Below are 17,208 nucleotides of genomic sequence, written 5' to 3'. Positions count from 1 at the left end.
CCTGAAGGAAATCCCGCACCGGTGATGGCTCGTTGATTTGAAAGTATTAACCTTCTGGTAGATTGCTTTATGCGTCATGTCATCACAGCAGTTCATGAAAACAACAGTTTCCTACTGCACCAGACACGAGGCGTGTGTCATCCAAATTCCTGACAGGAGAACGTCCGCATGTCACAGACTCCCCGCTATACCACCGCTAATGGTGCGCCGGTTCCACATGACGACATCAGTCAGACGGCTGGCCCGAATGGCTCCCTGACGTTTGATAACTGGCGTATGTTCGAAAAGCTGGCTCACTTCAATCGTGAGCGTATTCCGGAGCGTGTCGTGCATGCTCGTGGTATCGCAGCTTTCGGTACCTTTACTTTGACGCGTGACCTGTCTGACCTGACCATTGCACGTTTCCTGCAGGGCGTCGGTAAGCAGACGCCGATGCTGGCACGTTTCTCTACCGTGGCCGGTGGCCAGGACAGCGGTGACAACACTCGTGATGTCCGTGGTTTTGCTCTCAAGTTCTACACCGAAGAGGGCAACTGGGACATGGTCGGCAACAACACGCCGGTGTTCTTCATCCGCGAGCCGTCCAAGTTCCCTGATTTCATCCATACCCAGAAGAAAGACCCGCACACCAACATGGTGAGCTGGCAGAATCGCTGGGAGTTCTGGGCCAACCATCCGCAGGCGTTGCATCAGGTCACCATCCTGATGTCAGATCGCGGTATTCCAAAGTCGTTGACCACCATGAACGGTTATAGCTCGCATACGCTGAGCCTGTGGAATGACAAGGGTGAGCGAGTCTGGGTCAAGTGGCACTTCAAGACTGATCAGGGTCACGAAACTCTGACCGATGCAGAAGCAAGCCAGGTGGCACCTGACTTCCACCAGAATGATATGCATACACGTCTTGATCGTGGTGAGCGTCCGAGCTGGACTGTCAACCTTCAGGTAATGACCGAAGAGCAGGCGCGTAGCTATCACATAAATCCGTTCGATCTGACCAAGGTCTGGCCGCATGGTGACTTCCCGCTGATCGAAGTCGGCAAGATGGAGTTGAACCGTAACCCGGAGAACTACTTCGCCGAGGTTGAGCAGTCCACCTTCTCGCCGTCCAACTTCGTGCCGGGTATCGGTGCCTCACCGGACCGCGTATTGCAGTCGCGTCTGTGGGCCTATGCCGATGCACACCGCTATCGTGTTGGCGTCAATGGCGAGCAGCTGCCAGTTAACCGTCCGGTCTGCCCGGTCAACAACTATCAGCGCGATGGTGCGATGGCAGGCATGTGTCCGGTAACCGGGCACGGTGGTGGCCCGCAGGGTGGCCAGGCAACGCAGGGCATGCCGGGTGAGACGAAGGAAGGCGGCCAGTATTCCCGCACTAACTTCTACCCCAACGAGCGTGCCGAGCAAGGTGCACCGGTGCCGGACGCCACAGCTGTCGAGCCGGCCATGCCGCTGGAACAGGACGCTTGGGTTGGCTACTACGACAACAGCGATGAGGATAACTACAGCCAGGCGGGTAATCTTTACCGCATGTTTGATGAGGGTCAGAAGACGCGCATTACTGACGTCATCTCAGGCACCATGGTTGGCGTGAGCCACGTCGTGCAGGACAAGATGATCGCGCACCTTCGTCAGGCCGATGCCGACTACGGTGATCGTGTCGCGACCAAGCTGGTCAAGCTCGACCCGCGCTAAGTTCATCACGATGAATTCTTTGCGATGAGTGCCCGGTACTGAATCATCTGGAAAACGCTATTCGCAAAAAACTGTCCGTCAGATAAATGAGCTGACGGAAACATCAAGGCCCCCGCCGGTTACCCGGCGGGGGCCTTGTCGTATTGGCGATGTCAACCTGTTCTGAGGAGGTCTTGAATCAGCGTTGTAGTGCGAAATCAGCCGTCATCGCTTACACCCAGTGCCCACAGCAGGAAGGCATCCTGACGGGCATTGTCGCGCCAGGCTTTGAAGCGCCCCGAGGCTCCACCGTGCCCAGAGCTCATGTCAGTGCGCAATAGCACCGGGTGTGGCGTGCAGTCCATCTGGCGCAGGCGCGCATACAGCTTGGCCGGCTCCCAGTAGGGCACACGCGTATCGTGCCAGCTACCCTGCAGGAATAGCGGCGGATAAGGTGCTGCCGTCAGGTTGTCCAGCGGCGAGTAGGCGCGAATGCGGCGACGTGCCTCACTCTCGTGAGGATTGCCCCACTCGGTGTACTCGGCGGTGGTCAGCGGTAGCTCGGGATTCTCCATGGTGCGCAGCACATCGACGAACGGTACGTCGAGCACGGCGGCACAGAAGGCATCCGGGCGCTTGTTGAGGCTAGCCCCGACGAGCAGGCCACCGGCACTAGCACCGTAGGCTGCAATGCGATCAGCCGCACCGACACCCTGTTCAACCAGTGCATCACGCGCCGCGAGGAAGTCGTGGAAGCTGTTTTCCTTGTGCTCAAGCTTGCCCGCCAGGTACCAGGGTTCACCGCGATCACCGCCGCCGCGTACATGTGCGACCGCAAAGGCCACGCCACGTGTCAGCAATTCAAGGCGTCCAATCGAGAACCACGGGTCCAGCGTCTCGCCATAGGCACCATAGCCATACAGCAGTACCGGCAATGGCGCGAGCGGTCGCCCTTCTGTGTCACATAGATCACGACGCATCACGACCGAGACAGGCACCTGTTCGCCATCAGCGGAGGTGGCCCACAGACGACGGCTGATCAGCTCATCCGGTGCCAGGTCGCCATGCACCGTCTGGCGTTTGAGCAGATGACGAGTGCCGGTATCCAGATCGATCTCGATCCAGCTCGGCGGTGTCGTGAAGCTTTCCTCCCGGATACGCAGACGACGTGAGTCGAAATGCGGGCAGTCGCCCAGTCCCTGACTCAGTGGCTGTTCGGGCATCACCAGACGCTCGTCACGCGTGATGGCATCTGACCCTGATGCTGCTCCATCGAACTCGACGACACGCAACCAGGCTTGCGCCTGGCGATGATCACGCTCATCGACCATCAATCCCCAGCTGAAGGCATCGACCCCTTCCAGCGTCACCTCTTCGCGGGTGGGAATCAGTGGCTGCCAGTCGCCTGGTGCACTTTCCGGTGCCACATCGAGCTGGAAGTGCGGCGCGTTATGGTTATGCAGCACATAGAAGTGGCCGGGGCGGTGATCGACGCCGTATTCGACGCCGGTTTCGCGACCACGCACCAATGTCATCTCGCCCAGTGGTGTCGCTGCCGGTAATAGCCAAGACTCGCTGGTATCCTTGGAGGCTGTTTCCAACACTATATATTCGCGTGAGCGAGTCTTGCCCATACCGACCCAGAATTCGCTATCTTCCTCGCGATACAGCAGAGTTTCGTGACGGTTTTCGACGTTGAGACACCAGATCTCGAACGGGCGCTGGGTGCTGTCATAGCGTGTGAAAAGTAGATGCTGGCCATCCTCGGCCCAAGACAGATCCGGACCGATGTTGTCCAGCAAGCACTCGTCTTTCTGTCCCTTTTGACGAACGTCGCTGTCATTGGCATCCAGAATTCCGAGCATGAGGCTGAACACCTCGTCACCGCTGGTGTCCAGAGTCCACGCCAGTTGCTGTTCGTTCGGTGAGATGGACATGTCGCCTAGCTCAACGAAGTCGTGATGGCGCGACAGGGTTTGCAGATCGAGCAGGCATTCATGACGCGTGGTATCAGCGGGATCGGCTGCTAGAGGATGGCGCCACCACACGGGATAATCGGCATCGTCTGCGGTCTTGCTCCAATAGACGTAATAGTCCAGTGCTTCCGGTAGGCTGGAGACGGCCAGTTCACGGCGTGCCAGGTGGCCGGTATAGAGCGCATCGGCTAGCGGCATCAGCGGCGTGAACCAATTGTCGCTCTCGGCATTGGCTGCGGTGAGAAATGCCTCTACCTCAGGCGCGTCTCGTGTCTCAAGCCAGTGCCATTCTGGGTCATTGGCACGATAATGACGCTGGACAGGACTGTCGGACATGGCTACCTCGTGAAAGTCGGGGGCTCGAGTGTGTCGGGCGGGTATGGAGTGTAACATTGGGCGTGTCCCACAGCGTTCACAAGCCCTTGCCCAGTAGGAAAAGGGCGTTGAAATCGCGGGTCACGAACGTGCAGTGGCAGGGCATCATGCGCGGGACGTGTTCGTAGGAAATTGAAGTGTCGGCGGGAAGTACCGTCTGAAGGCATTGCTCGTCAGTTTTATCCGGCAGTTCTTTGTAGGAAATATTGATAGAACGTGTTGATGAAACATGTTGGTAGAGCGTGTTGATAGAAAGTTCTGATAGAAAGTTCTGACAGGAGTGAAGGGCATGTTGATTTCTGATTCCCTGCCGCAGATGTGGCTGATCTATTTCGGGCTGGCAGTGGTGGTGGTATTTACCGGATATATGGCGGTACGGATATTGCCGCGCTTCATGCGCTGGCTAGTGGTAGGTGGTGTCACCGGCATGATCGCGGTTCCTGCTGGCTTCCATGTGACTGCCACGGTGCCTGCGGATAGCTATTCCGGCACCGCGCCGGCGATTGTGGCTTTTGCGATTAGTCTGATACAGAAGGATGGCGGTGGTGTGGCGTCATCTTTTGCCATGCTGGTGCTCGGCATCGGATTGGGCGTGGCGGCAGGTTTGGGTATCTGGTGGCTGGGACGTGGTCGTGAACAGCGCCGTCGTGAAGCGCAGCGACCGTCACGTCGTGCAGCACACGATGATGAAGGCCAAGAGGGTGCTGTTGATAATGGCCTGCGTGCCGAAAGCCGTGATGCGCCAGCGCGCACCGCCGCAGCACGCCGTACGGCGCGTGATCGTCAGGAACCTTCCCTCTGATCAGCGCTATCTGTGCATTGTCCGTGCGTGGACTAAGGATCTGTGATGCCTCGTGATGTGAACGTCCCGTTATCTTTCTCGCGTCTGTGGTTGCGATGCTTGAGCAAGACACTGCTAGCGCCATTGCTGACAGGAGCGTGGCTAACAGGTCCGCTGCTGGTGGGTATGCTGTTCAGCCCACTGGCACAGTCTGAAGAGACAGAAGTGACGGCATCTGCCACGCAACAGGAGTCCGCTCCTGATCTGCGTATGGCGATTGATGTGTCTGGCAGCATGAAGCACAACGATCCTGGCAATCTGCGCGCCAGTGCGTTGGATCTTCTCGTCACGCTGCTACCGGAACGTTCACGCGCCGGGCTGTGGAGCTTCGGTGAGCAAGTACAACCCTTGCTGGCTCTAGGGCCGGTCAATAGCGATTGGAAGCAGGCGGCGCGCAGCCTTGAGGGCCGTCTTGATGATTACGAGCAGTACACCGATCTGGAAGCGGGTCTGCGTGCGGCTGCCGAAGGCGCTCAAACGCAAGTCGGTGGCGATACGCCACGCCAGATCATTCTGCTCTCCGATGGCATGGTGGATTTGCGTGAACCCGCTGGACTGAAGGCAGCGCGCGATACTGAATCACGTCAGCGCATCATTGATCAGCTTGCTCCGGCACTTGCCAGTCACAACATCACGGTGCACACCGTGGCACTGTCGCGTAACGCTGATATCGATTTGCTACAGCGAGTTGCTGATGCCACTGGCGGCCTGGCCAGTGTTGCCGAAACGCCGGAAGACCTGCTGCGGACCTTCCTTGCCGCACTGGATCGCATCGTACCCGGTGAGCAGGTGCCGCTGGAGAACAAGCGCTTTGTCATTGATGACAGCGTGGATGAATTCACTGCGCTGGTCTTCCATGGCCCAGCTGACAGTGCGCCAGTATTGATCGCGCCAGATGGACAACGTTATCAATTGCCCTCATCAAAGGAGGCAAGTTCTCTGCCGGAGGGCGTGCGCTGGGAGCATCAATCCCGCTACGATCTGATTACCGTGACCACGCCGCAGGCGGGTGAGTGGCGTATTGAGGGGCAGGTGGGTGCCGATAGCCGCATCACGGTGGTCTCGGATCTGGCGCTTGTCGCGCGCCCTCTGCCTGCCACGTTGTATCGCGGATTCGGCTATTCGCTGCAAGCGACACTGGCCAATGGCGCACGTGATGTCAGTGATGAGGAATTCCTGGCCACGCTCGACGGTAATGCACGGCTGGTGCCGGAGCAGGACGCTGATGCGGAGGCGGCTAGCGGCGGTGGCTCGAAGGATGCCTCGCTGGAAGCGTCAATGGCCGCGGTGACTACGGCACAGCAGCGAGGTCTTGAGCGAGACGGCGCTGACTTCAATGTCGACATGGCAGCTCCCCAGCAACTGGGCGGTGCGCGCCTGACGCTGACCGTGGCCGGTTATCGTGATAACGCGTCCTTTGCGCGCCAGCTCAGTCAGCGCACCAGTGTGGTGGACCCGCTGCTAGTCGAGCCGGTCGCAACGTCAGGTGCCTCCGGCAGCTCTGGTCATCCGGCCAAGGCGCTGGAAGTCACTGCGCGTCATCCATTGCTCAATACCGCGAATACGCGCCTGGTGGCCACGCTGCGTGGCGAAAGGCTGGCAGTCAGTGAGCAAGGCGAGCGTCAATGGCGTATCGACCTGCCATCACTTGAGCGTGATGTCAGTGCCGACGTGCAGATCAGCGCTCGCGTCGAGTTGGAAGGTGAGGCGCGCTTCATTGACCTCGCTCCCTTCACACTCAACGAGCGCGCGGCACGGCGTGCTGCCAATCTGGATCGCACACCGATCGAGGGCGAGGCCTTCGGTGAGGTTCAAGGGCTGGATCAGGCAGGTAATGAGAAGGAAGATCTCAATGCACTGCTGCTGAAGGGCCGTCTGCCGATTGATAAGGTGCCGGCGTTGATCAATCAGTGGTTCGAAGGTGCTTCGGGCTTTGCCCAGCGGGAGGCAGAATCACCGCAGAGTCGCATGATTGCCTACGCAGTGGCCGGTGTGATTGGTCTGCTTGCCCTTATCATGCTGGTGCGTCGCCTGACGCGTAAAACGCATCACCGGGAGGAACCCCATGTGTGAACTGCTCGGCATGAGTGCCAATGTGCCGACCGATATCTGCTTCAGTTTCGCGGGCTTTCTGCAGCGTGGTGGTGGCACGGGGCCGCATCGTGATGGCTGGGGCATCGCCTTCTATGAAGAGGGAGGGTATCGCGAGTTTCGTGATCCTCATCCGTCGGTCGACTCGCCTATCGCGCGCATGATCCTGGAGTACCCGATCAAATCGCAGATGGTGATCAGCCATATCCGGCAAGCGAACGTGGGGCAGATCACTCTGGCCAACACTCACCCGTTCACGCGTGAGTTATGGGGGCGCCAGTGGTGCTATGCCCACAATGGGCAGCTGGCGGAGTGGCAGGCACTGCCGCTGCCGTACTACCGGCCAGTGGGCAGCACTGACAGCGAGCATGCCGCCTGTTTTTTGCTCGGCGAGATTCGTCGCGCCTTTCCTGAACCGCCAGAACAGTGCGTCGAGCTGTGGCGACACCTGCATGTGCAGTGTGAGCGGCTCCGCAGTATGGGCGTCTTCAACCTGCTGTTATCAGACGGCATTCATCTGTATGCCTACTGCTCGACGAAGTTGGCGCACATCACCCGCCGTGCGCCGTTTGGCAAGGCGAGCCTGACCGACTTCGAGATGAGCGTCGATTTCCAGCAGCACACTACCTGCAATGATGTGGTGTCAGTGATTGCGACAGACCCGCTAACAGATAATGAGCAGTGGGTGCGCCTGCTGCCGGGGCAGCTGGTGGTGTTCCGCGAAGGCGAGTTGGTGGCGAGTCTTGGCGGTGAACTGCCGATTGAAGAAGGCGAGGGGGCGGATAGGCAGGCGACGGCGCGCCTCACGCCAGATTGGTTGGCCACCGATGTGAGTTGCTGAGTACGCTTCAGTGAGAAGACATTCTTTGATGTCTGGAAATCAGAAAGGGCCGCGAATGCGGCCCTTTCCATGTCTAACAACTGTGTCTAACGACTGTTCGACCAAGTGCTGGAATGCGGCATATCAGTCTTCAACTTCATCGAACATGCCAGCAAACATCGGTGAGGACAGGTAGCGCTCGCCGCTGTCCGGCAGGATGACGACGATGGATTTGTCAGCGTACGCCGGATCATCGGCCAGGCGCAGTGCCGCGATCATTGCCGCGCCACAAGAGATACCGCACATGATGCCTTCCTCTTTCATGATGCGGCGTGCCATGGCCATCGCCTCATCGCTGGCGACCGGCTCGACGCGATCGATCAGCGTCAGGTCCAGGTTGTCAGGGATGAAGTTGGCGCCAATGCCTTGAATCTTGTGCGGGGCAGGTGTGATGGACTCGCCCTTGAGACGCTGAGTGATGATGGCGGATTCGGTCGGTTCCACTGCTACCGCTTCAAGCGTCTGGCCGCGAATCGTCTTGAAGTAACGCGCGATGCCGCTGATGGTGCCGCCGGTGCCGACGCCAGCGACCAGTACATCCATGTCACCATCTAGCGCATCCCAGATTTCTGGACCAGTAGTCTCTTCATGGATACGCGGGTTGGCGGGATTCGAGAACTGTTGCGGCAGGAAGTAACGCTCCGGCTCGGCTTTCTGTAGTTCGCAGGCTTTGTCTATCGCACCCTGCATACCGAGTGCCGGGTCTGTCAGTACCAGATTGGCACCCAGTGCCTTGAGCACCTTGCGACGCTCCATGCTCATTGAAGACGGCATCGTCAGTGTCACCGGATAACCACGTGCAGCGCCGACAAAGGCTAGTGCAATGCCGGTGTTACCGGAGGTTGGCTCGACGATTTCCATACCCGGTTTGAGCGCGCCACGCTCTTCGGCATCCCACACCATGCTGGAACCGATACGGCATTTGACGGAAAACGCTGGATTACGTGCTTCCACCTTGGCGTAAAGGCGTGGGTGGCTGCTCAGGCGGTTGATCTTGACCAGTGGCGTGTTGCCGATGGCCAGTGAGTTGTCCTGATAGATCTGTGCCATGCGAGATTCCTCTACAGATGAGCGATGAACGAAAGCGCCGTCAGAATGAATATGCAGGAGGTGGAGCCCATCTCCTTCACTGGCGTTATCGCCTGATGCGCTTCAGAGTAAGGGTAAGCACGCTGCGACTCAAAGGCCTGGAGCGCATAACGACATGGCAGGGATGATAAATAGTGCAGGTAGAGGGAGAGGAGGGCGCGCACGTCGTTCGGCTTTCACTGTGTGTACTCCTGCTCTACTTTCCATCAGCCAGTCGTTAGCCATCGGACCAAGGTCGAATGCCTGCAATCCATTGATATGGTGAAGGATTCATGAATGTGAACGATGGTTTCAATCGATCGTTTTACAATGCAATGCGTGCTGGTTAAGGTAGCGTATAACAACGATGATACGCCTATCATTCGTGCCATCCATTTACATGCGGGCGTGACGGCCCGATAACAACAAAGGGTGTGAGCCCATCGATATTGCACCCGATGAACGTAGCCATGGAGCCCATTGCCATGCGTGATGCCAATTCTGCCGCTTCTGCGACAGCTGATAGCGCTGATAGTACGAGCGCTGATAGTACGAATACATGCGCACCAGACAGTGACAGTCTGATTCTATGCGGTGAGCCGCTGAACGGGCTTGAGGACTATTCTTCCATCCTTGAGGTCTTCGAGGCCAGCTGTGCCAACTATGCCAGTCGCCCGGCGTTCAGTTGCATGGGCAAGACACTGAACTATGCCGATGTCGATCGCCTGTCGCGTAACTTCGCGGCTTGGCTTGAGCATGAAACCGGACTTGAGCCCGGTGATCGTATTGCGATTCAGCTGCCGAACCTGCTGCAGTTTCCGGTCGCGGTCTTCGGTGCGCTGCGGGCGGGGCTGGTCGTGGTCAACACCAATCCGCTTTATACCGAACGCGAGATGCAGCATCAGTTTCATGATGCAGGTGCCCGTGCGATCGTGATTCTGGCCAATATGGCCGACAAGCTTGAGAAGGTACTCGACCGCACCTCGATTGAAGAAGTCATCATCACCGAGATCGGCGATCTGCATGATTTCCCCAAGCGCCCGCTGATCAATTTAGCGGTGCGCTATATCAAGAAGATGGTGCCGGCCTACACACTTCCCGCGGCACATGGTCTGCGCGATGTTCTCAAGCGCGGTGCAGGCCTTTCGCATACCCGTGTCAACCGTCAGCCAGACGACGTGGCGGCGCTGCAGTACACCGGCGGCACCACGGGCGTGGCCAAGGGCACCATGCTGACGCATCGCAATCTTGTGGCGAACATGCTGCAGGCGCGTGGTGTGATCAGTGATGTGCTCAAGGAAGGTCAGGAAGTGCTGATTGCACCGCTGCCGGTCTATCACATCTATACCTTCACGGTGAATTGCCTCTATAGCATGGAGAGTGGCAACCACAGCGTGCTGATCACCAATCCGCGTGATATTGATGGCTTCATCAAGACACTACGCACCACGCCGTTTACCGCCTTTGTCGGCCTCAATACGCTGTTCTCGGCACTGTGTCAGCGCGATGATTTCAAAGCGCTGGACTTCTCGAAGCTCAAGCTCACCATCTCCGGTGGCATGGCATTGACGCGTACCGCGGCTGAACGTTGGGAGGCCATTACCGGCTGCCCCATCGCTGAGGGTTACGGTATGACCGAGACTTCGCCCATCGTCAGCTTCAATCCGCCGCGTGAACTGCAGCTCGGTACCATCGGCCGCCCCGTCCCGGGCACGGAACTCAAGGTGGTGGATGTTGATGGCGTGACATTGGGTCGTGATCAACCCGGAGAATTGTGCGTACGTGGTCCGCAGGTGATGAAGGGGTACTGGCAGCGTGACGACGCCACGCGTGAAGCGATGGATGATGAGAATTTCATCCGCACTGGTGATATCGCCGTCATTCAGCCGGACGGCTTCGTGCGTATTGTCGATCGCAAGAAAGACATGATCATCGTCTCCGGCTTCAATGTGTATCCGAACGAGATCGAGGATGTGGTCAGTGGTCATCCTGATGTGGCGGAAGCGGCTGTCGTTGGGATACCTGATGAGCAGAGCGGTGAGGCAATCAAGCTGTTTGTCGTGTCGCGCAATCCCGACCTTGATCGCGATACCTTGCGCGCCTGGTGCAAGGAGCAGTTGGCTGGCTATAAGGTGCCGCGTTTCGTCGAATTTCGTGACGAGCTCCCCAAGAGCAATGTCGGCAAGGTGCTGCGCCGTGAACTGCGTGATAGCGAGAACGTCACGACGCGTGAAGTCTGAGGGTGGTGTCCCGCGAGAGGCACAGATGTCATGCCTGAGCCGCCCAAGGTTGGGCGCGGCTGCTGGCAAGGCTACAATGTACGGCCCGTCACCAAGTGACGGGCCGTTTTGTCATTCAGGTCTCTGCGACAGGTTGTGCGTGGGTGACCGAATTCCGAGAGTTTTCGGCTGTGCGCTCAGGCGTGCGGCCTCTGGTTGAGAAGAGGCAGTCCTTGAGCGACACCGCTACCGCACCGTCCGAACATGCGCGTCTTGAGGCCCTTGCGGCCCGGCTCGAACGTGCCCTGATCCGCGATCAGCGTGAACTGGGTAAGCGTCTGGCGGGGCTGCGTCGGCGCCTCAAGGAGAGCAAGCCCGTTGATCGCGCTATCAATGATGTCGAGACACGGCTTGAGGCCAGCATTGCCCAACGTGCGGCTCGCGAGACGGCGTTGGCGCGCTGGCAGACGCCTGCTGCACTCAATTATCCGCCGACACTGCCGGTGGTGGAGCGTCGCGAAGATATTCTCGCGGCACTCAGGGAGCATCAGATCGTCGTGGTGGCGGGTGAAACCGGCTCGGGCAAGACCACCCAGCTCCCCAAGCTGTGTCTGGAAATGGGGCTGGGCCGAAATGGTCTGATCGGCCATACCCAGCCACGTCGTCTGGCAGCGCGTTCAGTCGCTGCGCGTCTGGCGGAAGAGCTCGAGACGACGCTCGGTGAGACGATTGGCTATCAGGTGCGCTTCAACGACACCACGGGGCCGGAGACACTGGTCAAGCTGATGACCGACGGCATTCTGCTGGCGGAAACCCAGCATGACCCGGATCTGAGCCGTTATGAGGCCATCATCATTGATGAGGCCCACGAGCGCAGTTTGAACATCGACTTCCTGCTCGGCTACCTCAAGCGTCTCACCGTGCGCCGGCCGGACCTCAAGGTCATCATTACCTCGGCCACCATCGATGTGGAGCGCTTCAGCCAGCATTTCGCCGCGCCTGATGGCACGCCTGCGCCGATCGTCTCGGTGACCGGACGCAATTATGCAGTGGATACCTATTATCTGCCGCTGGTACGCGATGCTGAGGACGAGGAAGACTTGAGTCTGCAGGAAGGTATTCTGCGTGCGGTGGAAGAGCTGTCGGTGATCGAGCGTGAGAAGGGCTGGCTGCAAGGTCCGCGCGATGTGCTTATCTTCTTGCCGGGCGAGCGCGAGATTCGCGCCACTGCCGATACGCTGCGCCGTGCCCAGCTACGTGATACCGAGGTACTGCCGCTGTACGCGCGCCTCTCGAATGAAGAGCAGAACCGTGTCTTCCAGCCACATCGCGGACGCCGCGTCGTGCTGGCCACCAATGTCGCCGAGACCTCGCTGACCGTGCCGGGTATTCGCTATGTCATCGACCCCGGTCTGGTACGCATCAGCCGCTATAGCTACCGCTCCAAGATTCAGCGTCTGCCGGTAGAGCCTATCAGTCAGGCCAGCGCCAACCAGCGCAAGGGGCGTTGCGGACGTATCGCCGAGGGGCTGTGTATCCGCCTTTACAGCGAAGAAGACTTCCTCGCGCGGTCGGAGTACACCGAGCCCGAGATTCAGCGCACCAATCTGGCGGCGGTCATTCTGTCGATGCTGTCGCTAAAGCTGGGCGATATCGAGAAATTCCCCTTCGTCGATGCGCCGGATTCGCGCTTTGTCAGCGATGGCTTCCGTTTACTGCGTGAACTGGGCGCTGTCGATGAGCACAATCGCCTGACGCGCGATGGCCGCACGTTGGCACGCTTGCCGATTGATCCACGTCTGTCGCGCATGGTGCTGGAAGGTGCGAGCCGTGGCTGCCTGCGTGAAGTACTGATCATCGTCAGTGCGCTGTCGATTCAAGACCCGCGTGAACGCCCTGCCGAGAAGCGTCAGGCGGCTGATCAGGCACATCACGAGTGGGATGATGACAGTTCTGATTTCATCAGCTGGCTCAATCTGTGGGATGGCTTCGAGATCGCCCGTGACGCACTGGGTGCCAATCCGCTGCGTCGCTGGTGCAAGGCACGCTTCCTCAACTATCTGCGCCTGCGCGAATGGCATGATACCTATCGTCAGCTCAAACAGGTCACGCGTGATCTGGGGCTCGAGCTCACCAGTAGCCAGCATCCGCGTGAGGAAGAGGTTCAGGCCGACGTCGTCGCCAAGATACTGGCCGGACATGGTCAGGGACGGCGGCCTTCAGTCGCAATCGATGGTGAATCACTGCATCGCGCATTGCTGACGGGGCTGCTCTCCAATCTTGGCCTCAAGCAGGAGAATCGCGAGTACCTGGGCGCGCGTAACCGACGCTTCTTCGTGCACCCGGGGTCTGGCGTGTCCAAGAAGGCACCCAAGTGCTGATGGCGGCTGAGATGGTCGAGACGACCAAGCTTTATGCGCGTCAGGCAGCGGCGATCAAGCCGGAATGGGTCGAGCCGCTAGCCGAGCATCTGGTCAAGCGCAGCTACAGCGAGCCGCATTGGGAGATGAAACGTGCTCAGGTGGTCGCCAGCGAGCAGGTCACGTTGTTTGGTCTGCCGATCGTGACCGCGCGCAAAGTGCATTATGGCCCGTTGGCGCCGGAAGAATCACGAGAGCTATTCATCCGTCGCGCGTTGGTGGAGGGTGAATTCCAGACCCGTGCACCGTTCTTTTCCCACAATCGTGCGCTGATGGAGGAAGTCGGCGAGCTGGAAGCGCGTGCCCGCAAGCGCGATATCCTCGTCGATGAAGAAACGCTCTTCAGCTTCTATGCCGAGCGTATCCCTGCCGGTATCTATAACGGTCGTAGCTTCGACAAGTGGCGCAAGGATGCCGAACAGGATAATCCCAACGTCCTGCATCTGAATCTCGATGACCTGATGGCGCGTGATGCCGGTGAGGTGACGGCGGCGCGTTATCCGGAGCAGCTCAATCACAACAGCGTGGCCTATCCGCTCAGTTACCACTTCTCGCCGGGCGCGATCGATGATGGCGTGACCATGATAGTGCCGGCGGCGATGCTTTCTCAGCTGCCACGCTACCGTATCGAATGGCTGGTGCCTGGCCTGTTGCGTGACAAGGCGATCGCGCTGATGAAGTCACTGCCCAAACAGTATCGCAAGCAGGTGGTGCCAATCCCCAACTGGGTCGATGCCGCGCTTGAAGCGCTGACACCTGACGATGTACCGCTGACCAGTGCACTGGGTGAGTTCATGCGCGTCAAGACAGGCCTGCGTCTGCCGGAAGATGCCTGGCAGCCCGCAGCGCTTGAGCCGCATCTGTTCATGAACCTGCGTATCGTCGACCAGGACGGCAAGGTGCTTGGTGAGGGGCGTGATCTCGAAGCATTGGAAGCACGCTTCAAGGATTCTGCCGCCGCTGCGGCGCGTGCCATGGCCAATCGCAGCCGTGATGCCACCAGTGAAGTGCTGGAAGACCTGCCCGAGACGCCGATGGCTACCTCGCACAGCACCACCCAGGCGGGCATTCGTGTCGAGGCGTATCCGGCGCTGGTCGTGCGTGCGATACAGGAAGAGAGTGACGGTCCGGGTGCTGGCATGAGTGCCAAGCAGCGCAAGCTGGCGCGCAAGACGGGCAAGAACAGTGCGCCTTCCAGTCACGCCACTGTACCGTCTTCCTCTCAACAACAGGGCGAGCCGAGTCTGGCGGTGGAGCTTTTCGATCATCCTGCCAAGGCGCTCGCGGCGCATCGTGATGGCATCACACGGTTGGCGATGGCGCGTCTGCCGGACCAGGTCCGTTATCTGGACAAGGACATGAAAGCGCTGGAGCGCTGTGCGCTGCTGTTCGCCAAGGTTGGTACGCGCCGCCAACTGGCCGACGACTTCATCTATAGCGTGTTCGAGCAGGTGATGGCGGTGGAGCCGCTGCCGCGCTCACGCGGTGAGTTGCAGGCGCGTCTGGATGACAAGCGTGCCGAGCTGGTGCCGCATGCTGAAGCGCTGATCAAGCCGCTTGAGGCGGCACTGAAGCAGCATCTTGAGCTCTCCAAACGCCTCAAGGGCAAGATCGATTTCTCGATGGCGCTGGTAGTGGCAGACCTCAAAGTGCAGCAGGCACGCTTGATACACCCCGGCTTCATCCGTGAAGCGGGCGCATGGCTCCATCAGCTGCCGCGTTATGTCGAAGCGATGTTGATTCGTCTCGACAAGGCGCCGCGTGAGCGCATGCGTGATCAGCGCGACATGGAAGAGGTCAAGGGCTTTGAGACACGCCTCGATACGCGACTGAACAAGGCCCGTGAGCAGGGCTTGCCGGACGCTGAATTGGAGGATTTTGGCTGGTGGCTGCAGGAGTTGCGCGTGTCGCTCTTTGCCCAGCAACTTGGCACGCTAGAGACAGTGTCCACCAAGCGTCTCGACAAACGCTGGCAGGAGCTGATGGCACGTCGCTGAAGGCTGTTTGAGAATGCTGTCTGGACATTGTCGAGGCTACTCGCAACGTATGCTGCTTGCGTGACTCCTGCGTGGAGGCGAGATTGTGTCGGATGGCCCAAGCTGCATGCAGAGATTGCTGTTTAAGATTCGCCTGAATAAGTCACGAAGAGCTGCGCTCAGGCGTCTGTGACTGGCGATACAGCGTACACTGAAGATAATGATTCTGAAGGCGTGATGCAGGAGCGATAGGGGTGACATGATTCTGGTGACATGGCCAGAGGATCTTGATCTCTCCTAGACGATGTACGAAGAGAGGCCTGCGCCGGCCACGCTATCACCATCACACTATTACATAGGCCGTGCCCGGCAGGCGCCGCCGTCAGGAGTGGATGCATGCCCAGCAATGACAATCTGCGTGCCACTGGCAATCAAGACAAGACTGCTAACGGTAATCACCGGGTACTGATCACCGGTACCGGGCTCTATACCCCGAAAAATGCCATCAGCAATGAAGCGCTGGTCGCCTCTTTCAATGCCTGGGTCGCGGCGGACAATGCCGCCAACAGTGATGCCATCGCACGTGGTGAGCTTACGGCGCGTACTGAATCAAGTGCCGAGTTCATCGTCAAGGCATCAGGTATTCATAGTCGCTACGTACTGGATGCCGAGGGTATTCTTGATCCTGAGCGGATGCGGCCGTGTTTGCCCGCCCGCGCTAATGACCAGTCCTCCGTGCAATGTGAGATGGGCGTGGCAGCAGCGCACGAGGCGCTGGCCGCTGCTGGTGTCAAGGCCGAGGATCTTGACCTGGTGATCGTGGCCTGCTCGAATCTCGAGCGCCCGTATCCGGCGGTGGCAGTCGAATTGCAGGCTGCGCTTTTGGCCGGCGGCTATGCCTTTGACATGAATGTGGCGTGTAGCTCCGCCACCTTCGGTATCGAGACGGCGGCCAATGCGATCCGCAGTGGTAGCGCCAAGCGTGTGTTGATGGTCAATCCAGAGATCTGTAGCGCACACCTCAATTTCCGTGATCGCGACAGTCACTTCATCTTCGGCGATGCCTGCACTGCTGTCGTGTTGGAGGCCGCCGATGTCGCCACACGCACTGATGGTTTCGAAGTGCTGGGGTCGCGGCTGGTTACTCGTTTCTCCAATGCCATCCGTAACAACTTCGGCTTCCTCAATCGCACTGCTGCGCGTGAGGATGGCGCTGTCGAGTCCGCTGATGACAAGTTGTTCATCCAGGAAGGCCGTCGTGTGTTCCGCGAGGTTTGCCCGCTGGTGGCTGAACTGATCACTACGCATCTGGGCGATATCGATGCCACTGGCAGTGATCTCGATCGCATGTGGTTGCATCAGGCCAACCGCCATATGAACGACATGATTGCGCGGCGCGTACTGGGCCGTGATCCTTCTGAGCAGGAAGCGCCAATCATTCTGGATCGCTACGCCAATACCAGTTCAGCAGGCTCCGTGATTGCCTTTCATCTGCATCATGATGATCTGGCTGCGGGCAGTCTCGGTGTGCTGTGTTCGTTCGGTGCAGGCTACAGCGCGGGTAGCGTGCTGCTAAAACGCTGTGGGTGAAGCAGATTATTGCGTAGGGCAGGGATCCTGCGCTGGCTCTTGGTCGGCGCGAAACGTATAAAGAAAGCCGGATCTGATAGCCAAGGCGACTTTTTGTC

Annotated in this window: 8 protein-coding genes and 1 pseudogene; 7 read left to right on the top strand and 2 right to left on the bottom strand. The window is 58.9% G+C overall.

The window, feature by feature from the left end:
* Positions 1–168 precede the first annotated feature (168 nt).
* Entirely contained in the window at positions 169–1,695 is a 1,527-nt protein-coding gene (locus BF12_RS0111565; protein ID WP_024952422.1) for a catalase, read from the top strand.
* A 197-nt stretch (positions 1,696–1,892) separates the two neighbouring features.
* Here the strand turns inward: BF12_RS0111565 and BF12_RS0111560 are convergent, their stop codons facing one another.
* On the bottom strand, positions 1,893–3,986 hold the full coding sequence (locus BF12_RS0111560; RefSeq protein ID WP_024952421.1) for a S9 family peptidase: 2,094 nt from the start codon (positions 3,984–3,986) through the stop codon (positions 1,893–1,895).
* 328 nt (positions 3,987–4,314) lie between these two features.
* Between BF12_RS0111560 and BF12_RS0111555 the strand changes: the two genes are divergently transcribed.
* The 3 genes from BF12_RS0111555 to BF12_RS0111545 are packed head-to-tail and all read left to right on the top strand — an operon-like array spanning position 4,315 to position 7,798.
* A complete protein-coding gene (locus BF12_RS0111555; protein WP_024952420.1) occupies positions 4,315–4,827 on the top strand; it encodes a hypothetical protein in 513 nt (170 codons plus the stop codon).
* Positions 4,828–4,872: 45 nt separating this feature from the next.
* Entirely contained in the window at positions 4,873–6,939 is a 2,067-nt protein-coding gene (locus tag BF12_RS21185) for a vWA domain-containing protein (protein ID WP_024952419.1), read from the top strand.
* A complete protein-coding gene (locus BF12_RS0111545) occupies positions 6,932–7,798 on the top strand; it encodes a class II glutamine amidotransferase (RefSeq protein ID WP_024952418.1) in 867 nt (288 codons plus the stop codon). The genes BF12_RS21185 and BF12_RS0111545 overlap by 8 nt, the downstream gene beginning before the upstream one ends.
* Before the next feature lie 123 nt (positions 7,799–7,921).
* Here the strand turns inward: BF12_RS0111545 and cysK are convergent, their stop codons facing one another.
* On the bottom strand, positions 7,922–8,887 hold the full coding sequence (gene cysK / locus BF12_RS0111540) for a cysteine synthase A (protein ID WP_024952417.1): 966 nt from the start codon (positions 8,885–8,887) through the stop codon (positions 7,922–7,924).
* Between the two features lie 503 nt (positions 8,888–9,390).
* On the opposite strand from cysK, the gene BF12_RS0111530 reads away from it, so the two are divergent.
* The 3 genes and pseudogenes from BF12_RS0111530 (at position 9,391) to BF12_RS0111520 (ending at position 17,110) form a co-directional block, all read left to right on the top strand.
* The gene (locus BF12_RS0111530) at positions 9,391–11,145 is read left to right on the top strand and encodes an AMP-binding protein (protein WP_084488089.1); all 1,755 of its coding nucleotides are present in this window, start codon (positions 9,391–9,393) and stop codon (positions 11,143–11,145) included.
* A 212-nt stretch (positions 11,146–11,357) separates the two neighbouring features.
* Positions 11,358–15,541, top strand: a pseudogene (hrpA, locus tag BF12_RS19790) (ATP-dependent RNA helicase HrpA).
* A gap of 375 nt (positions 15,542–15,916) precedes the next feature.
* Positions 15,917–17,110, top strand: a complete 1,194-nt coding sequence (locus BF12_RS0111520; RefSeq protein ID WP_024952414.1) for a beta-ketoacyl-ACP synthase III — start codon at positions 15,917–15,919, stop codon at positions 17,108–17,110.
* Positions 17,111–17,208: the final 98 nt, after the last annotated feature.

It is taken from the genome of Cobetia crustatorum (genome assembly GCF_000591415.1).
Taxonomy (GTDB): Bacteria; Pseudomonadota; Gammaproteobacteria; order Pseudomonadales; family Halomonadaceae; genus Cobetia; species Cobetia crustatorum.
The sequence above is the reverse complement of the archived record's forward strand: the minus strand, read 5'-3'. Positions and strand labels throughout refer to the sequence as shown.

Excerpts from the sequence above, each read along its gene's own strand:
- BF12_RS21185 (WP_024952419.1), top strand. The coding sequence starts at position 4,873 with ATGCCTCGTGATGTGAACGTCCCGTTATCTTTCTCGCGTCTGTGGTTG.
- BF12_RS0111530 (WP_084488089.1), top strand. The coding sequence starts at position 9,391 with ATGCGTGATGCCAATTCTGCCGCTTCTGCGACAGCTGATAGCGCTGAT.
- BF12_RS0111555 (WP_024952420.1), top strand. The coding sequence starts at position 4,315 with ATGTTGATTTCTGATTCCCTGCCGCAGATGTGGCTGATCTATTTCGGG.
- BF12_RS0111545 (WP_024952418.1), top strand. The coding sequence starts at position 6,932 with ATGTGTGAACTGCTCGGCATGAGTGCCAATGTGCCGACCGATATCTGC.
- cysK (WP_024952417.1), bottom strand. The coding sequence starts at position 8,887 with ATGGCACAGATCTATCAGGACAACTCACTGGCCATCGGCAACACGCCA.
- BF12_RS0111565 (WP_024952422.1), top strand. The coding sequence starts at position 169 with ATGTCACAGACTCCCCGCTATACCACCGCTAATGGTGCGCCGGTTCCA.
- BF12_RS0111560 (WP_024952421.1), bottom strand. The coding sequence starts at position 3,986 with ATGTCCGACAGTCCTGTCCAGCGTCATTATCGTGCCAATGACCCAGAA.
- BF12_RS0111520 (WP_024952414.1), top strand. The coding sequence starts at position 15,917 with ATGCCCAGCAATGACAATCTGCGTGCCACTGGCAATCAAGACAAGACT.